Below are 14551 nucleotides of genomic sequence, written 5' to 3'. Positions count from 1 at the left end.
CTCACCATAGCGGCAGATTACGGGGGAGTGGACGGCCGGTGGTGACCGAGATCGGTTCAGAGCCTGCGTGACGGGACTGTACGGCCCTCCGCCCGGCCGATCCCACCATCCGTGCCCCGCGCCTCGTCGACCACCGCGTACCCCACACCGAGACCACCGACACCCACCGCGCACCACACACGCGAAAGAAGGCTGTTCATGGCCCCATCGACGTCCAGCGCCATCACCTTGCACGTCAACGGAGAGAAGTACACGCTGCCCGTCGACCACCGCACCACCCTGCTCGACGCGCTGCGCGAGCGGCTCGATCTGACAGGTACGAAGAAGGGGTGCGACCAGGGGCAGTGCGGCGCCTGCACGGTGCTGATCGACGGGCGGCGGGCCGTGTCCTGTCTGCAGCTCGCCGTGGCCGCCGAGGGGCGCGATATCACCACCATCGAAGGCGTGGCCGACGGCGACCAACTGCACCCGGTGCAGCAGGCGTTCGTCGACCTCGACGGTTACCAGTGCGGCTACTGCACGCCCGGGCAGATCTGTTCGGCCCTCGCGGTGATCGAGGAGCACGCGGCGGGCTGGCCGAGCGCCGTGACCGACGACGTACGGCCCGAAGCGGGGCCGCCGCCGCTCACCGCCGACGAGATCCGGGAACGGATGAGCGGCAACCTGTGCCGCTGCGGTGCGTATGTGTCCATCGTCCAGGCGGTCGCGCGCGCGGCCGGAGTGGAGGCCGCGGTATGAAGGAATTCGGTTACCAGCGCGTCCTCGACGTCCCCGGCGCGGTCGCGCTGCTCGGCGCCGAGCCCGACGCGCGCTACCTCGGTGGCGGCACCAACCTCGTCGACCTGATGAAGACCGGCGTGGAGCGGCCCGGACTGCTCATCGACGTACGGGACCTGCCCCTCGACCGGATCGAGGCGACGGAGGACGGCGGTCTGCACATCGGTGCGACCGTGACCAACAGCGACCTCGCCGCGCACCCCGAAGTACGGGGCCGCTACCCGGCGTTGACACAGGCCGTACTGGCCGGCGCCTCGGGCCAGCTGCGCAACATGGCGACGGTCGGCGGGAATCTGCTCCAGCGCACCCGCTGCGGCTACTTCACCGACACTGCCAAGCCGTGCAACAAGCGTGTCCCCGGCAGCGGTTGCCCCGCCATCGAGGGCGAGCACCACAACCACGCGATCCTCGGCGCCTCCGCGCACTGCGTGGCCACCCACCCCTCGGACATGGGGGTGGCGCTCAGCGCGTTCGACGCGGTGGTGACGTACGAAACGGCAGACGGGCCGGGGGAGTTGCCGCTCTCGGAGTTCTACCTCCCCGTGGGTGACACCCCGCATCTGGAGACCGCCCTGCCGGCCGGCGCGCTCATCACGGGCGTCACCCTGCCGCCGGCACCGGTCGCCACCGTCTCGCGGTACCGCAAGGTGCGCGAGCGCGCTTCCTACGCCTTCGCGATCGGCTCGGTCGCCGCAGCCCTCGACGTCCAGGACGGGACCGTACGCGACGTACGCCTCGCCTTCGGCGCGGTGGCGTCCCGGCCGTGGCGTGCGCTGACGGCCGAGCGGCTGCTGACCGGTGGTCCGGCGACCGCCGAGGCCTTCGCCGCCGCCGCGGACGCCGAGCTGGCGGCCGCCGAGCCGCTGCCCGACAACGCATACAAGGTGACACTGATGCGCAACCTCGTCACAGCCGTACTGACCGAGCTCACCGAGGAGGCCGCCCGATGACCACCATGACCGGAACCCCGGCGGTGACGGGCGCCGTCGGCACCGCGCACACGCGCATCGAGGGCGTCGCCAAGGTCACCGGCGCCGCGCGTTACGCGGGGGAGATCCCCTACGCCGAACTCGCCCACGGCTGGCTCGTGGTCTCCACCGTCGCCCGCGGCCGCATCCGCTCCGTCGGCGCCGACGCCGTACTGGCCATGCCCGGTGTGCTGTCCGTCCTGCACCACGGCAACGCGCCGCGCCTCGACACCGACTACGTGGGGCTGCTCGGAAAGCCCGACCCGACCCTCGCGGTCTTCCAGGACGACCGCGTGCCGTACCTGGGCTGGCCGGTGGCGCTGGTCGTCGCCGAGACCTCCGAGCAGGCCAGGGAGGCCGCGGAGGCGCTGGTGGTGGAGTACGACGAGGAGCCGCACGACGTCGCGTTCGCCGCCGGCCGGGACGGTACGTACACACCGGAGAACTCCGCCGTGGAGAAGGGGGACGTCGAGGCCGAACTCGCCGCGTCCGCCGTCGTCCTGGACGCGGAGTACACCACGCCCGAAGAGCACCACACGATGCTGGAGCCGCACGCGGCGATGGCGCGCTGGGAGGACGGCCGGCTGGAGGTCGTCGACTCCAACCAGGGCACCATGTGGGTGGCGGACGAGCTCGCGAAGCTGTTCTCCCTCGACCCGGCCTCGGTGCGGGTGCGGTCCGAACATGTCGGCGGCGGCTTCGGTTCCAAGGGAATCCGTGCGCACCAGGTGTGTGCGGTGATGGCCGCGACCGCGCTCCAGCGCCCGGTACGCGTCGTCCTGACCCGCCGTCAGATGTTTTCGCTCACCGGCTACCGCAGCCCCACGGTGCAGCGCGTCCGGCTCGGTGCCGACGCCGACGGGCGGCTGCGCGCGTTCGCCCACGAGGCCCAGAACCTCACGTCGACCGTGCACGAATTCATCGAGCCGAGCGCCAACGTGGGGCGCTCGATGTACGCCTCCGACGCGCACCACTCCGTCAACCGCGTCGTACGCCTCGATGTGCCGACGCCGACCTTCATGCGCGCGCCGGGCGAGGCGCCGGGCTCTTTCGCGATGGAGTGCGCGCTCGACGAGCTCGCCGAGAAGTGCGGCGTCGACCCGATCGCGCTGCGGGTCCGCAACGAACCGGACGCGGGACCCGTCTCCGGCCTGCCGTTCAGCAGCCGCAACCTGCTCGCCTGCTTCGAGGAGGGCGCCCGCCGGTTCGGCTGGGCCGACCGCGACCCGCGCCCCGGCGTGCGCCGCGAAGGCCGCTGGCTGCTGGGTACGGGCGTGGCGGCGGCCTCGTTCCCCTCCGGCGCCGGCCCGTCCACCGCTGCCGTCACGGCGGAGGCGGACGGCACCTTCACGGTACGGATCAACGCGGCGGACATCGGCACCGGTGCGCGCACCGCGCTCACCCAGATCGCCGCCGACGCGCTGCAGGTCGAGACCGGCCGCGTCCGCACCCGGATCGCGGACAGCGACTTCGGCCCGGCGTGGATCGCGGGCGGCTCCATGGGCACCCGCTCCTGGGCCTGGGCGGTCACGGCCGCGGCGAAGGACCTGCGCGAGCAGCTGGCGCTGGGCGGCACGATCCCGCCCGAGGGCATCACCGTACGGTCGGACACCTCGGAGGCCCTCGCCGCGCTGGCCCAGAAGGAGCGGTACTCCTTCGGCGCGCAGTTCGCCGAGACCGCGGTGGACGTCACGACCGGCGAGGTCCGCGTCCGCCGGATGCTCGGCATCTTCGCCGCGGGCCGGATCGTGAACCCGCTGACGGCGCGCAGCCAGCTCATCGGCGGGATGACCTGGGGCCTGTCCATGGCGCTGCACGAAGAGGCGGTACGGGACGCGGCCTCGGGCGGCCATGTCGGCGCCGACCTCGCGGGCTACCACGTCGCCGCCAACGCCGATGTGCCGCTCATCGAGGCGGACTGGGTCGAGGACACGGACGCGGACGACCCGGTCGGGATCAAGGGCGTCGGCGAGATCGGCATCGTGGGAGCCGCCGCGGCGATCGCCAACGCGGTCTGGCACGCGACCGGCGTACGCCACCGCCACCTGCCGATCCGCCCGGACCGCGTCCTGCTGGCGGGCGCCGCGGTGCCGGCCGGTGCGGGGGCCGGTGCCGAGGGCCCGGATGCTTGACATCGCCGCCGAGCTGGACCGGTGGCTGCGGGAGGACCGCGAGTTCGCCGTGGCGAGCGTCGTGGCCGTGGGCGGCAGCGCGCCGCGCCGGCCCGGCGCCGCCCTCGCCGTCGACAGCGAGGGCACGGCGATCGGCTCGGTCTCCGGCGGCTGCGTGGAAGGCGCCGTGTACGACCTGTGCGTCCAGGCCCTCCAGGACGGCACGACGGTACGCGAGCGCTTCGGCTACAGCGACGAGGACGCCTTCGCCGTCGGCCTGACCTGCGGCGGAGTCATCGAGGTCCTGGTCACACCGGTACCCGCCGACGCGCCGGACAGGGCGGTCCTCGCGACCGCCCTGTCCGGCGCGGCCCGGGGCGAGCCAACGGCCCTCGCCCGCGTGGCCGCGGGCCCACCGGAACTACTGGGGCGGGCCTTGCTGGTCCACCCGGACGGCTCGTACGAGGGTGCTCTCGGCGGGCAGGGTCTTCTGGATCGTACGGCCGCCGCTGAGGCCCGCGCCATGCTCGACGTGGGCCGCACCGGCACACTCGACATCTCCGAGGACGGATCGCACTGCCCGGGCGGCGTAACGCTCTTCGTTGAATCCAGCGTCCCCCCGCCCCGCATGATCGTCTTCGGCGCCATCGACTTCGCCGCGGCACTCGTCCGCACGGGCAAGTTCCTCGGCTACCACGTGACCGTGTGCGACGCCCGCGCCGTCTTCGCCACACGGGCCCGCTTCCCCGAGGCCGACGACATCGTGGTCGACTGGCCGCACCGCTACCTCGAACGCACCGGCACCGACGACCGCACGGTCCTGTGCGTACTCACCCACGACGCCAAATTCGACGTCCCCCTGCTGACGACGGCCCTGCGGCGCCCGGCCGCGTTCATCGGCGCGATGGGCTCCCGCCGCACCCACGAGGACCGCAACCGCCGCCTCCGCGAAGCCGGCCTCACCGACCAAGACCTCGCCCGCCTCCACTCCCCGATCGGCCTAGACCTCGGCGCCCGCACCCCCGAAGAAACCGCCCTCTCCATCGCCGCAGAAATCATCGCCACCCGGCACGGGGGGACGGGGGTACCACTGACGGGGGCTCGGTTCCCGATCCACGGTGGTCAACGCCCCACCCGCACCGCTCACTAGCTCACACGACTCACCAGGTGTCCACGAACCCCCGCCCACTCAGCGGGAGTTCCTCCGCCCGGTACCCCTCCAGCGCCGCCGCGATCCAGTCCCGGGAGACCGCCGGATCGATGACCGCGTCGATTTCCAGCGCGGCCGCCGCGTTCACCGCCTTGCCGTGTTCGTACAGTTCGGCGACCCGGGTCTCGAACGCGTGCCGGCGTTCGTCCGGGTCCGTGATGGCCTCCAGCTCCTTGCGGTAGCCCAGGCGTACCGCGCCCTCCAGGCCCATGCCGCCCAGTTCGCCGGTCGGCCAGGCGGCGGTGGCCAGTGGGGCGTGGGTCGAGCCGCCCATCATTGCCATCGCGCCGAGTCCGTACGCCTTGCGGAGGATGAGGGCGACGACGGGGACGCGGAGGTTGGCGCCGGTGACGAAGAGGCGGGCGAAGTGCCGTACGGTCGCGTCCTGTTCGGCGTCCGGGCCGACCATGAAGCCGGGGGTGTCGCAGAGGGCGAGGACCGGCAGGCCGAACGCGTCGCAGAGCTGGAGGAAGCGGGCGGCCTTGTCGGCGGCGTCGCGGTCGATCGCGCCGCCGAGGTGTTCGGGGTTGTTGGCGACCAGACCCATCGGGCGGCCCGCGATCCGTACGAGTGCCGTCACCACGCCCGTACCGAAGCCCGCCCGCAGTTCCAGTACCGAATCGGTGTCCGCGAGGCCGTCGATCACCCGGCGGACGGGATACGCGCGGCGTCGGTTCTCGGGGATGGCGTGCCGCAGCAGCCGGGGATCGGGTGCCTCCCAGTCCTCGGCCGGGCCGCGGAAGTACGAGAGGTAGCGCTTGGCCGTGCGGACCGCCTCGGCCTCGTCCGCGACGGGTATGTCCACCACGCCGTTCGGGACCTGCACGGACAGCGGGCCGACGTCCTCGGGCGCGTACACGCCGAGCCCGCCGCCCTCGATCATCGCCGGGCCGCCCATCCCGATCGACGCCTCGGGCGTCGCGATCACCACGTCGCAGCAGCCCAGCAGCGCCGCGTTGCCCGCGAAACAGCGCCCGGACGCGATGCCGACCAGTGGCACGAGACCGCTCAACCGCCCCATCTGATGGAACGTCATGACATTCAGCCCGGCGATCGAGGAGGTGTCGGTGTCGCCGGGGCGGCCGCCGCCGCCCTCCGCGAACAGTACGACGGGCAGCTTCCGCTGCTCGGCCACGCCCAGCAGGCGGTCGGTCTTGCGGTGGTTGTTGTGCCCCTGCGTCCCGGCCAGCACGGTGTAGTCGTACGACATCGCCACGCACGGCGCGCCGTCGACCGTCCCTGTACCGGTGACCATGCCGTCGGCCGGGGTCGAGGCGATCAGGTCGTCCAGGGAGCGGCGACGGCGCTGCGCGGCGATGGCCAGCGCGCCGAACTCCGTGAAACTGCCCTCGTCGCACAGGTCGTTGATGTTTTCGCGTGCCGTTCGGCGGCCGAGCTTGTGCCGCTTGGCGACCGCTTCCGGGCGCTGCGCGTCCAGCCCGACCGCGTGCCGGGCCAGCGCCTCCGCGAGGTCCGGACGGATGGCGTCCGGGTCGGCCTCCGCGGCGGCCGCCTCGTCCGCCGCGTCGCCCGCGACCGGCTCCAGGACCACCAGCGGCTGCCCCTCGGAAGCCGTGTCGCCGACCCCTGCCCGTACGGAGCGCACGATCCCGGCGGTCGGCGCCGTCACCACGTGCTCCATCTTCATTGCTTCGAGGACGAGGAGCTGTGCACCCGCCGGCACGGTGTCGCCGGGTGCCACGGTCACGGTGACGACGGTGCCTGCCATGGGCGCGACGACCGCGCCGTCCTCGTCGGGCTCGGCGGTCACCGGCTCGTCGTGTTCGGTGAGGAGTTCGGGCAGATGCTCCGCCACCCAGGACGTGTCCGTGCCGCCCGCCGCGAACTCCGGATGGCCCAACACGGCCCGCAGCAGCGGGATTCCGGTCCGTACGCCCTCCACGGCGAACTCCGCGAGGGCCTGCCGGGAGCGTTCACAGGCCGCCGCGAAGTCCGGTACGGGGACGCGTGTGACGACCTTGGCCAGCAGCGGGTCGTAGCGTGCGCCGACGGTCAGCCCGCCGCGCGCACCGGTGTCCACCCGCACTCCGGGCCCGGTCGGCACCTCGAAGCGGGTCAGCGTGCCGGCGGAGCCGCGTACCGTACCGTCCGCCGCCGTCACCTCCGCATTGACCCGCGCCTGTACGGCGAAGCCGCGCGCCGCCGGCGGCCCGTCGGCCAGCCCCAGATCGGCCAGCGTCGCCCCGGCCGCCAGCCGCAGCTGCGCGTCGACCAGGTCCACGCCCGTCACTTCCTCGGTGACGGTGTGCTCCACCTGGAGCCGCGGATTGGCCTCCATGAAGTGGTACTCCTCGCCGCTCACGAGGAATTCAAAGGTGCCCACGCCCGTGTAACCGACCTCGCGGGCCATCCGCAGCGCACACTCCAGCAGCCGGTCCCGGACGGACGCGGCCAGTGCGGGCGCCGGCGCGATCTCGATGAGCTTCTGGTGGCGGCGTTGCGCGGAGCAGTCCCGCTCCCAGGCATGCGTGACCGCGCCGGTCGCGTCCCCGATGACCTGTACCTCGATGTGCCGCGCGCCGGTCAGCAGCCGCTCGACGTACAGCTCGCCGCGCCCGAAGCCCTGCACCGCCTCCGAGCGGCAGCGCTCCCACACCTCGGTCAGCTCGGCCGTGTCCGCCGCCCGGCGCATCCCGCGGCCGCCGCCCCCGCCGAGCGCCTTGACCATCACCGGGCCGCCCGCGCCGGGCCCTTCGGTCAGGAACGCGCGGGCCTCCTCCAGCGTCGTCGGGCCGCTGGTGCCCGGCAGGACCGGTACGTCCAGGGACTGCGCGAGCGCGCGGGCCCGTGCCTTGTCACCGAAGAGCCCGAGCACCTCGGGGGAGGGGCCGACGAAGACGGTGCCCGCCTCGGCGCAGGCCCGCGCGAAGCCGGCGTCCTCGCTGAGGAAGCCGTAGCCGGGATGGACGTACGCGCAGTCGGCCTCCCGGGCGACGGCCAGCAGGGCCGCCGCGTCGAGGTAGGCCGCGGGCCCGGAACCGGGCAGCGGATGCGCCTCGTCGGCGAGCCGGACGTGCGGGGCTGCCGCATCGTCCTCCGCGTACACCGCGACGCTTCGCAGTCCGGCCGCTGCCGCGGCACGCACCACCCGGACGGCGATCTCCCCGCGATTGGCGACGAGTACGGCTGACCCCATTGAGCAAGCACCTCCACGCTGAGACGGCGCTGTCATGGTCATTGACATTGGCGTCAACGTCAATATGGTCGAGGCGTGGCAAACAAAGAAGGCGTGGCAAACACAGACGAGTCCGCCGCCCAGCAGCCGCCCGGCCGCGGACACCGGCCCTGGGCGACCCGCACCGCCCGCGACCGCAGCGACACGCCCGTGCGCCACCGGCTGCTGGACGCCGCCGAGGCGGTCTTCGCGCGCCGTGGCTACGGGCCCGCCACCATCGCCGACATCGCCGCCGAGGCCGAGCTGTCCCGCGCGGGGTTCTACGTCTACTTCGCGTCCAAGGAAGAGATCTTCCAGGTGCTCGCGGTGCGCGTACGGGACGCCTTCCTCGCCGCGCAGGAAGTGCCGGACACCGACCCCGACGACGTCCGCGCCGTCGCGCACGACTCCACCGCCGCCTTCCTCGCCGCGTACGCCGCCCACCTCCCGCTGCTCCGGCTGATCGAGCAGCAGGCGCAGGGGGACGACGGGCTGCGCGAGCTGTGGGAGGAGATCAACCGCCGGCCCACCCGCCGCACCGCCCGCTACATCCGCCGCCTGACCGAGACCGGTCAACTGGCCCCGGTCGCCGACCCGTTGGCGGTGGCGCACGCGGTGGGTGGAATGAGCGTGCGGTTCGCCCAGCTGGTCGCGGAGGACCCGGACGCGTACGAGGCGGCCGTACGCGACGTCACCGCCATGTACCTGCACCTGCTCGGCGTCCCGTCAGAAAACCCCTAGGGACGCCGCAGCACCGCACAGCACCGCCGCAGGACGACGAGGGACACCAGGCGATACCGGAGGAGTAGCAGTGAGCCGCGCGACGCGTATCGAGCACTACCTGACCGATCTCCGCACCCGACAGGAACGGGCCCGCAGCGGCCGGCAGCCGGACGCCATACGGCTCCGGGCCGGCGAGCGGACCGTGCCCGGTTACGTGCATCACTGGGCCACCGAGGCCCCCGACCGTCCGGCCCTCGTCTTCGACGGCCGCGAGACGACCTACCGGGAGCTGGACGAGGCGTCCGACCGGCTGGCCGGATGGCTGGCCGCGCAGGGTGTGCAGCCCGGCGACCGGGTCGGCGTCCATCTGCCCAACTGCCCGCAGTTCCTCGTCGCGATGCTCGCCGTGCTACGCCTCGGCGCGGTCCACGTACCGGTCAATCCCATGTTCAAGGCGGCCGAACTCCGCCACGAACTGACCGACGCGGGCACCCACCTGGTCATCTCCCGTACCGAACTGGCCCCGGCCATCGAGGAGATACGCGCGGACACGCCCGTACGCGAGGTACTCCTCGCCGACACCGACGCCTGGGACGCAGCGCTCGCGCACGCCCCGCACGGCCGGATCGCCGACGACCTCGACGCGCTCGCCGCCCTGAACTACACCGGCGGCACCACCGGCATGCCCAAGGGCTGCGAACACACCCAGCGCCACATGGTCTACACGGCCACCGCCATCGACTCCGGCCGCGCCCCCGACCTGGCTCCCGAGGGCATCGTCTCCCTCTGCTACCTGCCCATCTTCTGGATCGCGGGCGAGAACCTGGGCATCCTCGCGCCGCTGGTCTCCGGCGGCACGAGCGTGCTGCTGCCGCGCTGGGACCCGGCCGCCGTCATCGAAGGCCTGGAGCGGTACCGCGTCGCCACCATGGCGGGCACGGTCGAGAACTACCTCGAACTCCTGGACCGCCCGGACCTCGCGGGCCGTGATCTCTCCGCCTTCACCTCGCCGCTCACCGTCTCCTTCATCCGCAAGCTCACCCCGGAGGTCCGCGACCGCTGGCGCCGCGCCGTCGGCGACCACAGCGTGCTGCGCGAGGCGTCGTACGGCATGACCGAGACGCACACCAGCGACACCTCCACCCTCGGCTTCCAGGACGGCGACGCCGACCTGCTCAGCGAGCCCACGTTCTGCGGGCTGCCCGTCCCCGGCACGGACATCATGGTCGTGGACTTCGCCACCGGCGAGCCGCTGCCGCTCGGCGAGCGCGGTGAGATCGTCGTCCGCGGCCCGTCCGTCCTCACCCGGTACTGGCGCGCCCCCAAGGCCACCGAGACCGCCCTTCGCGACGGCTGGCTGCACACCGGCGACATCGGCTCCATCGACGAGGACGGCTGTCTGCACTACCTCGGCCGCGACAAGGACATGATCAAGGTGAACGGCATGAGCGTCTTCCCGACGGAGGTGGAGACGCTGCTCGGACGGCACCCGGACGTGCTGGCCGCGGCGGTGGTGGCCGTACCGGACGAGCGCCGCGGCCAGCGCCCGTACGCCTACGTCCGCACCGTCCCCGGCAGCACGCTCACCGCCGAGGCCCTGACGGAGTGGGCGGGCGCGGCCATGGCCCCCTACAAGCTGCCCGCCATCGAGTTGACCGCGGAGCTGCCGCTCACCGCCACTGGAAAGATCAAGAAGACGGAGCTGGCCGAGCGAGCCATGCGTACGCGGCCCGCGCCGTGAACTCCCGCTGACCGCCCCTGAAGAGGAGCCCGGCGGCCTCGAACGCCGGGTCTCCCGCGGTCTCCGCCACGTACGGGATCGCGATGCACCGCATCCCGGCGCGGCGCGCGGCCTCGGCTCCGGGCGGCGCGTCCTCCAGCACGACGCAGCTCTCCGGTGCCACTCCCAGCCGCTTCGCCGCCTCCAGGAAGACATCGGGCTCCGGCTTGCCGCGCCCCACCTCCTCGGCCGATACCCGCGTGCTGAGCATCGCGTCCAGGTCGGTGCCCTTCAGCACGGCGTCGATCGCGGCCCGGGACGAGCCGGACGCCACCGCGACCGGGTGCCCCGCCGCGTGCAGCTGCTCCACGAAGGCCCGCATCTCCGGGAACACCTCGGTCTGCGCCCCGGCCAGCTCCAGATAGATCGCGTTCTTCCCGGCCAGCAGCTCGCTCACGGGCGCCTGGATCCCGTACTCCTTCTTCAGGATCTCCAGCGTCTCGCGCGTCCCGATGCCGATGAACCGCGTGTGGTGCTCCCAGGTGAAGTCCTCGACCCCGTACCGGGCGAGCAGCCGCCGCCCCGCCTCGTAGTAGTTGGGCTCGCTGTCGACCAGGGTGCCGTCGAGGTCGAAGATGACGGGCGTGCGGGAGGGGGCTTCGGTGCTCATGCCCCCAGCATGCCAAGCCCGCGGTCAGCGTGGAGCCGCGGCCCCGCCGACATCCTCCACCAGCGGCAGCAGCCGGTGCGGCACACGCTCGCGCAGCGCCACCTCCGTGCGCGTCCGCACCACTCCCGGCATGTTGATGAGCTGCTGGATCACGTCCTCCAGATGCGCCGCGTCCCGCGCCACCACCTTGGCCAGCAGATCGCCGCCGCCCGTGGTCGAGAACGCCTCGATGATCTGCGGCACCTCGGCCAGCAGGGCCGCGACCTCCTCCAGGTGTCCCTGCGTGACCTCGATGTGTGCGAAGGCGGTGACCGGGTGCCCGAGCGCGGCGGGGGAGAGCCGCGGCCCGTACGCGGTGATCACACCGTCCCGCTCCAGCCGGTCCAGGCGCGCCTGCACCGTGCCGCGCGCGACGCCGAGGATGCGCGCGTACTCCCGCACGCTCGTCCGCGGCTGCTCCAGCAGCAGCCGGAGGATCCGGGCGTCGAGTGCGTCCACGGCCATGGTGAACGGCCTCCTTACGGGTGGTGCGGTGCGGTTCCGGTCGATCGCCTCCAGTCTGCGGTGTGCCGCCGCGACCTGCGACAGCGGGGCGGGCGCGCCCGTAACACATGAACAGCCCCTCACATGGACATGGAATTCATTTTCATTTAGGCTCTCGAGCATGACCGGTGCCAAGCCTTCGCCGACGCGGAACACCCCGCAGCGGGCCGCGGTGCTGCGTGCGCTCGGTAACTGCCAGGACTTCGTCTCGGCCCAGATGCTGCACGCCCGTCTGGTCACCGCGGACTGCGCGGTCGGCCTCACGACGGTCTACCGCGCGCTCCACCAGCTCCAGGCCAGCGGCCAGGTGGACGTCGTGCGGGACGGGACGGGGGAACGGCTGTACCGCAGACGCAGCACCGCCGGCCATCAGCACTACCTCCTGTGCCGCGACTGCGGCCACAGCCGGCCGGTCGACTCGCGCGTGGTCGAGCGGTGGGCCGAACGCATCGGCGAGACCAGCGGGTTCACCGATGTCGAGCACACCGTCGAACTGACCGGCGTCTGCGGCCGCTGCCGGCCCACCGCCCACTGACACCTACTCAGAAGGACGCCCCATGACCGACGCTGCCGACGCCGCCGCACGTGATGGGCGGGTGCCCGTCACCGTACTGACCGGCTTTCTCGGTTCCGGCAAGACCACCCTGCTCAACCGCATCCTCACCGAGCAGCACGGGATGAAGATCGCCGTGATCGAGAACGAGTTCGGCGAGGTCGGCATCGACGACGCGCTCGTGCTCGACGCCGAAGAAGAGATCTTCGAGATGAACAACGGCTGCATCTGCTGCACCGTGCGCGGCGATCTCATCCGCATCCTCGGCGCGCTGATGCGCCGCCGCGAGAAGTTCGACCACATCCTGATCGAGACCACCGGGCTGGCCGACCCCGCGCCCGTCGCGCAGACCTTCTTCATGGACGACGAGATCGCGGCCCAGCTTCGGCTGGACGCCATCGTCACGCTCGTCGACGCGGCCCACGCCATCCAGCACCTCGACGAGGTGAAGCCCGAGGGCGTGGAGAACGAGGCCGTGGAGCAGGTCGCCTTCGCCGACCGGATCGTCCTCAACAAGACGGACCTGGTGGACGAGACGACGGTCGCGGAGGTCGTCTCCCGTATCCGGGCGATCAACGCCGCCGTACAGATCATCCCCGCCCGGCACGCGGCGGTGGACCTCGAGGAGGTCATGGACGTCGGCGCGTTCGACCTGGCGCGGGTGCTCAAGGACGACCCGGAGTTCCTGACCGAGACCGAGCACCAGCATGACACCAGCGTCACCTCGGTCGGTTTCGAGCTGACCGGCGAGCTGGACGAGGCCCGGCTCAACCGCTGGCTCGGCGCGCTGCTGCGTACGAAGGGCGCGGACATCTTCCGCTCCAAGGGCATTCTCGCCCTCGCCGGAGCGCCGAAGCAGTACGTCTTCCAGGGCGTCCACATGCTGCTGGATGGGCAGTTCGGGCGGGAGTGGCAGCCGGCCGAGACGCGGCGGAGCAAGCTGGTCTTCATCGGCCGCGGGCTGGACCGTGACCAGTTGGAGCAGGGCCTGTCCGCCTGCCTGAGCACCGCGGGAGCCGCCGCGTGACCGCCCCCGCCGTTGGTGTGCCGCTCGCCTGGGAGGCCGCCGTCGAGGACGCGCCCGTCGCGCTCTCCGTGCGGGCCGGGACCGCCGCGGTGGCCGGTGCCGACGGCCGCGTCTGGACCGTGGACACCGCCACCGGCGCGGTACGGCCCGCGCTCGAACTGCCCGGCGGCGCGCTGTCCGTCGCGCTCTCGCCCGACGGCCGCCACCTCGTCGCCACCGGGCCGACCGGCTACGGCGTACAGGACAGGGACACCGGCCGTACGGTGCTGACCGAGACGGGTGCCTGGTCGGCCACCGCCGTCTGGGCGGGCGGGCAGCGGGTCGCCGTGGCGCGCGGCCGGCAGGCGCTGGTCCTGGACGCGCAGGGCGAGCAGCTCTGGGCCACCGAACCGGCGCCCAGCACCGTCACCGACCTGGCTTGGCTGCGCGACGGCCGGCGGCTGGCGGTCGCGGCGTACGGAGCGGTGCGCTGCCACGAGCGGCACACCGCGGCGCCCGTGGTCACCTATCCGTACGTCGGCTCGCACCTCGCGCTGGCCGTGGCGCCCACCGGCCGCTGGATCTGCAGCGGCAACCAGGACGCCTCGATCCACATCTGGCGCACCCGCGACGGCAGCGAACTGACCATGTCCGGTTACCGGGAGAAGGTCTCCCGGCTCGCGTTCGACGACACCGGTTTCTGGCTCGCAGCCGACGGCGCGCCGGACGTCACGGTGTGGGACTTCTCCGGCAAGGGCCCCGCCGGTACGGCGCCGCGCTCGCTGAGCGCGCACCGTAAGGTCACCGCACTGGCCTGGCGGCCCGGCGGCGCCGGTCACCTCGCCACCGGCGGCGACGACGGCACGCTCGCGCTCTGGCACGCCACGTCGGGCCGCCCGCAGACCAGGCTGTCACCGGCCCGCACGCTGCCCGGCGGGTCGGCGGTCACCGCGCTGGCCTGGGCCGGCTCCGAACTGCTGGTCGTGGCGTACCGGGACGGTGCCGTACGGGCCGTAGAGGTGCCGCCGGGGGTGACGCTGTGAGCCGCCCGGCCGGGCGCGCTGCCGCGGCGCGGCGGCAGGAACTCGCCGCGCG

At 72.8% G+C, this 14551-nt stretch carries 12 protein-coding genes; 9 read left to right on the top strand and 3 right to left on the bottom strand.

The genetic code is table 11. The annotated features are described in order from the left end of the window. Positions 1 to 198: 198 nt before the first annotated feature. From IF04_RS0133420 to IF04_RS0133405, 4 genes are read left to right on the top strand one after another with little or no spacing between them, the layout of a single operon-like run. Positions 199 to 738: a 2Fe-2S iron-sulfur cluster-binding protein gene (locus IF04_RS0133420; protein WP_030266737.1), complete on the top strand. Its 540-nt coding sequence runs from the start codon at positions 199 to 201 to the stop codon at positions 736 to 738. Then, on the top strand, positions 735 to 1727 hold the full coding sequence (locus IF04_RS0133415; RefSeq protein WP_030266734.1) for an FAD binding domain-containing protein: 993 nt from the start codon (positions 735 to 737) through the stop codon (positions 1725 to 1727). The genes IF04_RS0133420 and IF04_RS0133415 overlap by 4 nt, the downstream gene beginning before the upstream one ends. Beyond that, a complete protein-coding gene (locus IF04_RS0133410; RefSeq protein ID WP_030266731.1) occupies positions 1724 to 3877 on the top strand; it encodes a xanthine dehydrogenase family protein molybdopterin-binding subunit in 2154 nt (717 codons plus the stop codon). Before IF04_RS0133415 ends, IF04_RS0133410 begins: the two co-directional genes overlap by 4 nt. Further along, the gene (locus IF04_RS0133405; protein ID WP_030266727.1) at positions 3870 to 5006 is read left to right on the top strand and encodes an XdhC family protein; all 1137 of its coding nucleotides are present in this window, start codon (positions 3870 to 3872) and stop codon (positions 5004 to 5006) included. Before IF04_RS0133410 ends, IF04_RS0133405 begins: the two co-directional genes overlap by 8 nt. Before the next feature lie 10 nt (positions 5007 to 5016). Here IF04_RS0133405 and IF04_RS0133400 read toward each other — a convergent pair whose 3' ends face one another. Beyond that, a complete protein-coding gene (locus tag IF04_RS0133400) occupies positions 5017 to 8223 on the bottom strand; it encodes an acetyl-CoA carboxylase family protein (RefSeq protein WP_037961644.1) in 3207 nt (1068 codons plus the stop codon). Between the two features lie 93 nt (positions 8224 to 8316). Here IF04_RS0133400 and IF04_RS0133395 point away from each other — a divergent pair, with 93 nt between their 5' ends. Together IF04_RS0133395 and IF04_RS0133390 are read left to right on the top strand one after the other, a co-directional pair. Continuing rightward, positions 8317 to 8982: a TetR/AcrR family transcriptional regulator gene (locus tag IF04_RS0133395; RefSeq protein ID WP_030266721.1), complete on the top strand. Its 666-nt coding sequence runs from the start codon at positions 8317 to 8319 to the stop codon at positions 8980 to 8982. A gap of 70 nt (positions 8983 to 9052) precedes the next feature. Then, complete coding sequence (locus IF04_RS0133390) at positions 9053 to 10705, top strand: AMP-binding protein (RefSeq protein ID WP_030266718.1); 1653 nt, start codon at positions 9053 to 9055, stop codon at positions 10703 to 10705. On the opposite strand, the gene IF04_RS0133385 is transcribed toward IF04_RS0133390, so the two are convergent. Both IF04_RS0133385 and IF04_RS0133380 read right to left on the bottom strand, forming a co-directional pair. After that, positions 10653 to 11354 (bottom strand): HAD family hydrolase, encoded by a 702-nt coding sequence (locus IF04_RS0133385; RefSeq protein ID WP_030266716.1) that lies wholly within the window; start codon positions 11352 to 11354, stop codon positions 10653 to 10655. The two genes, IF04_RS0133390 and IF04_RS0133385, sit on opposite strands and share 53 nt — an antisense overlap. A 24-nt stretch (positions 11355 to 11378) precedes the next feature. After that, positions 11379 to 11858 (bottom strand): Lrp/AsnC family transcriptional regulator, encoded by a 480-nt coding sequence (locus IF04_RS0133380; RefSeq protein WP_030266714.1) that lies wholly within the window; start codon positions 11856 to 11858, stop codon positions 11379 to 11381. 160 nt (positions 11859 to 12018) lie between these two features. On the opposite strand from IF04_RS0133380, the gene IF04_RS0133375 reads away from it, so the two are divergent. Genes IF04_RS0133375 through IF04_RS0133365 form a run of 3 tightly spaced genes read left to right on the top strand, consistent with a single transcriptional unit; the run spans position 12019 to position 14499 of the window. Next, entirely contained in the window at positions 12019 to 12432 is a 414-nt protein-coding gene (locus tag IF04_RS0133375; RefSeq protein ID WP_030266711.1) for a Fur family transcriptional regulator, read from the top strand. A gap of 22 nt (positions 12433 to 12454) precedes the next feature. Continuing rightward, the gene (locus IF04_RS0133370) at positions 12455 to 13477 is read left to right on the top strand and encodes a CobW family GTP-binding protein (RefSeq protein ID WP_030266709.1); all 1023 of its coding nucleotides are present in this window, start codon (positions 12455 to 12457) and stop codon (positions 13475 to 13477) included. Beyond that, entirely contained in the window at positions 13474 to 14499 is a 1026-nt protein-coding gene (locus tag IF04_RS0133365) for a WD40 repeat domain-containing protein (RefSeq protein ID WP_245654586.1), read from the top strand. Before IF04_RS0133370 ends, IF04_RS0133365 begins: the two co-directional genes overlap by 4 nt. Positions 14500 to 14551: the final 52 nt, after the last annotated feature.

The sequence above is a fragment of the Streptomyces violens genome, assembly GCF_000717745.1.
Lineage (GTDB): Bacteria > Actinomycetota > Actinomycetes > Streptomycetales > Streptomycetaceae > Streptomyces > Streptomyces violens.
Note: the sequence above shows the minus strand (reverse complement) of the source record. Positions and strands in the feature narration are given on the sequence as shown.

What these genes read in the sequence shown, in the direction of transcription:
- IF04_RS0133420 (WP_030266737.1), top strand. Translation starts at nt 199, where the DNA reads ATGGCCCCATCGACGTCCAGCGCCATCACCTTGCACGTCAACGGAGAG.
- IF04_RS0133415 (WP_030266734.1), top strand. Translation starts at nt 735, where the DNA reads ATGAAGGAATTCGGTTACCAGCGCGTCCTCGACGTCCCCGGCGCGGTC.
- IF04_RS0133410 (WP_030266731.1), top strand. Translation starts at nt 1,724, where the DNA reads ATGACCACCATGACCGGAACCCCGGCGGTGACGGGCGCCGTCGGCACC.
- IF04_RS0133405 (WP_030266727.1), top strand. Translation starts at nt 3,870, where the DNA reads ATGCTTGACATCGCCGCCGAGCTGGACCGGTGGCTGCGGGAGGACCGC.
- IF04_RS0133400 (WP_037961644.1), bottom strand. Translation starts at nt 8,223, where the DNA reads ATGGGGTCAGCCGTACTCGTCGCCAATCGCGGGGAGATCGCCGTCCGG.
- IF04_RS0133385 (WP_030266716.1), bottom strand. Translation starts at nt 11,354, where the DNA reads ATGAGCACCGAAGCCCCCTCCCGCACGCCCGTCATCTTCGACCTCGAC.
- IF04_RS0133380 (WP_030266714.1), bottom strand. Translation starts at nt 11,858, where the DNA reads ATGGCCGTGGACGCACTCGACGCCCGGATCCTCCGGCTGCTGCTGGAG.
- IF04_RS0133375 (WP_030266711.1), top strand. Translation starts at nt 12,019, where the DNA reads ATGACCGGTGCCAAGCCTTCGCCGACGCGGAACACCCCGCAGCGGGCC.
- IF04_RS0133370 (WP_030266709.1), top strand. Translation starts at nt 12,455, where the DNA reads ATGACCGACGCTGCCGACGCCGCCGCACGTGATGGGCGGGTGCCCGTC.